This window comes from Deltaproteobacteria bacterium, assembly GCA_019309545.1.
Lineage (GTDB): Bacteria > Desulfobacterota > Desulfobaccia > Desulfobaccales > Desulfobaccaceae > Desulfobacca_B.
Genome location: JAFDGA010000074.1, coordinates 1 through 2,823 on the forward strand (window position 1 = coordinate 1; position 2,823 = coordinate 2,823).

Consider the following 2,823-nt stretch of genomic DNA (forward strand, 5'->3'; position numbering starts at 1 on the left):
CATGAGACCAATCCACATTTATGAACTTTTGGCGAGAGGTTAAAGGCATCATCTCGGCAAGATTGTATTCCGTCCCGTCCCAGCTTGTAAAAGAAGTCTCTTTCAAAATTTGGGTTAGGTCAGCTCGCTCTTTGAAGGGAGCCGCAATATTAGGATTATCAGCTTTATCCTGCCAATTACCAATTTCCTTTCTTGCTCTGTCGCTCTTTGCTCCCCGATAATCGCGGTATACTTTGCGGGGATCAACCAAGAGTATAAGGGAGTATCCCAATCTTCTATCAGAAGATTGACTTTCCAAGAATTTGTCACTTAGCTTGCCGAGATCGTGTAGCAATCCCGCGGCTTCGAGAAAAAGAATTGCCCGTCTTTCTTCATCAGAGGGTTTCCAGGAACTGCTCATGCCGCACCTCCGTTTTCCAACACCTCAGCCAATCGCTGAGCGACTTGAGGTAACTCCGTCAAACTGGAGAAAAACAAAACCGTATGCTCAGAAGTTCGGGCCAACTGGTAACGACGGTAGGTAGTTTGTCCCCCACTCTCCCACCCGTGCTTAGCTTTACGATAGAGCTGCCTTTTCTTTCGGGTATATTGTTGTCCCCGGGCTTGGAGAACCAAACTATAATCCTCCTCGGACCTGAAATTACCTTCCGGGGTAATAAAATCCTCCAGGGATCCAGGTTCTGTCAAGAAAGGCTCTATTTCTGGAACTGACAAAGTTTTTTCCGCCAGCTCCGGTAACCGAGCCTTCAGAACCAGGCGTCCAGGTTCCGTCAATTGGTCCTCCACCGTGCCATAACCACTGCTGGTCTTGGCCCCAAATCCATATACAGTAAATAAAGCCTGTATAACCCTGGTAATCACGGGAAGGTCTGCCTGAATCTGTGCGATCAGAGCAGATTGATCTGGCGTCACAGAGGAACAGGTTCCAAGGTCCAGGCCCGGATAATCAAACGGAATATACAGCAAACTGAAACAGCCTTTGGCACCACGGGGCACACATTCAAACAAAATAGGATTGGTACCCACACCTCGCTTCCGATCGTGAGGATTGATGACCTCCAAGCCAATCTGGTCGAAATAAGTGGGAAAAAAGAATAATCGGCCCTGGCGTCCTTTAATCCGCTCGGTGCGATAACCTTTGTCTTTGAGATATTTGTCAAAGCTTATTTGCAGGCGTTTTGACCTATTTTTATCAGGGTCATCCAATTTCTCAGAGAACAATTGCCCCGCCAGCCAATCATTGATGGCATCTTCATTTGCTTCCTTCTCATTGCCAAAAAGGAGCACTCGCTGAGCCCGCCGGGACCATAACTGCTCATAAAGTCTATCCAGCTCTTCACCAGCCTCCGGCACGGGATCTGGTATCATCCCGTTCATTTCAATTATTAAATCTCGAGTAGCGGCGGTCCGCAGGCTTCCCTTCCAACTGATGGGAGCTACATAGGGGACCTTGAAGACCTTTTCTTTCCTCACCGGATTATCAATGATATAGAAGGCATCGTCATCCCGACTCAGGTAAGGTCGAAACAAGGTGAAGGAAAATTCGATACCCAGGCTATATGGCGGCAGCACCGCTAATGCTTCAAAGATAGACCGCTCCAATCCCAGACTCCGCAACCGTTCCAGCTCTCGCGTAATCTGATTAGTAGCCTGGGAACGGCCGTTTTTATCGATGAACAGGATCTGGGAGCGATAATGGGCTCGAGCCAGTTCTTTGAGGGGGGTGGGCAAGGCCGTACAGAGCAATTCTGCCCGCGTGAAGGCGTTCAATTGCTCATCGTTCATTACTCTGGCCAAATCTTGAATACTCAGTCCCCCCCGGGCCGCGTGTAGTTCTCGCCGGATCATGATCCCAGAACCTCCATACGCTGGAATTGGTTAATAATTTTACTATTAGGAAACATTTTTCCTTTGATAAATTCGTCTACATTTTTCATCACTTCCTCAAGATTCGATTGTTGGTCCTTTCCGAGCTTGATGCCAGGCGGTACATCCCCCCAAACCTTTAAATTCCAGGGGCCGCCAGGCTTGAGTTTATATAAATGACTGACCCGGATGCGTCCGGCACTGCGCTGCTCATCTGATCGAGCATCACTGCGGCCAAAAAGCCGGTGTGCCACTTCATCACCCCATTGGGTCCGAAACCACGGTCGCAGGCCGAAATCTCTCCCCTGACCAGTAAATGGATTTCTTTGCTGGCTTTTGTAGCGGATATCAAAGGCACAAGGCACATAATACCGTTTATAATCCGTCCAGGCAGTTCCAACCTCCCTAAGCCCCTCGATATACCTTTCTGCTCCGATTAATTCATAGGTACGGGAAAAGAAATTTTTTAGATTGAAAAGTTCTGTATCTGGTTTCCAATCCGGGTCCTGGGTTTTTCCCACCCATTGTTTATAGATTTTCACATCCTTTTGGATTAAATCCCTACCCTTTTTTATCAAATCAGCATTGAGGTCACTGGTAATTTTAATCTGACCAAACCCATTCTGGGTTTTGGCCCCAAGGCCGCCATAGCGGGCTATGGTATCCATCAGGAAGAGAATACGAGCCATGACCTCCTCTGCGTCAAGACCCAAAGGAAAAAAGTGTAATGTTGCATTTTCTCCCCAGATAACTTGTGTCCTAAACTCAAACTTCACATTGGCCCCGCGTCCGGTTCTGGTGCCACCGATAGCCTCTCCTCCGAACATTCGCCATAACCAATTCCCGGCAGCCTGATAAACATTTCTGCTAGCCATAAAAAATAATGGTTGAGTCGCCAGGCCGGTTACTTCAAGGCGAAAGCGCCGTTTCCAGCCAGTAGCCACGAAAAATTGACAG

Annotated in this window: 3 protein-coding genes; all 3 read right to left on the bottom strand. The window is 48.1% G+C overall.

The features are described from left to right. A partial coding sequence (locus JRG72_11635) for a hypothetical protein (GenBank protein ID MBW2135855.1) occupies positions 1-400 on the bottom strand: 400 nt, incomplete at its 3' end. After that, a complete protein-coding gene (locus JRG72_11640; GenBank protein MBW2135856.1) occupies positions 397-1,848 on the bottom strand; it encodes a hypothetical protein in 1,452 nt (483 codons plus the stop codon). The genes JRG72_11640 and JRG72_11635, both read right to left, overlap by 4 nt. Next, positions 1,845-2,823: hypothetical protein (locus JRG72_11645; GenBank protein MBW2135857.1), on the bottom strand; the 979-nt coding region annotated here is incomplete at its 5' end. The genes JRG72_11640 and JRG72_11645, both read right to left, overlap by 4 nt.

Coding starts and splice junctions, on each gene's coding strand:
- JRG72_11640 (MBW2135856.1), bottom strand. CDS start 1,848: ATGATCCGGCGAGAACTACACGCGGCCCGGGGGGGACTGAGTATTCAA.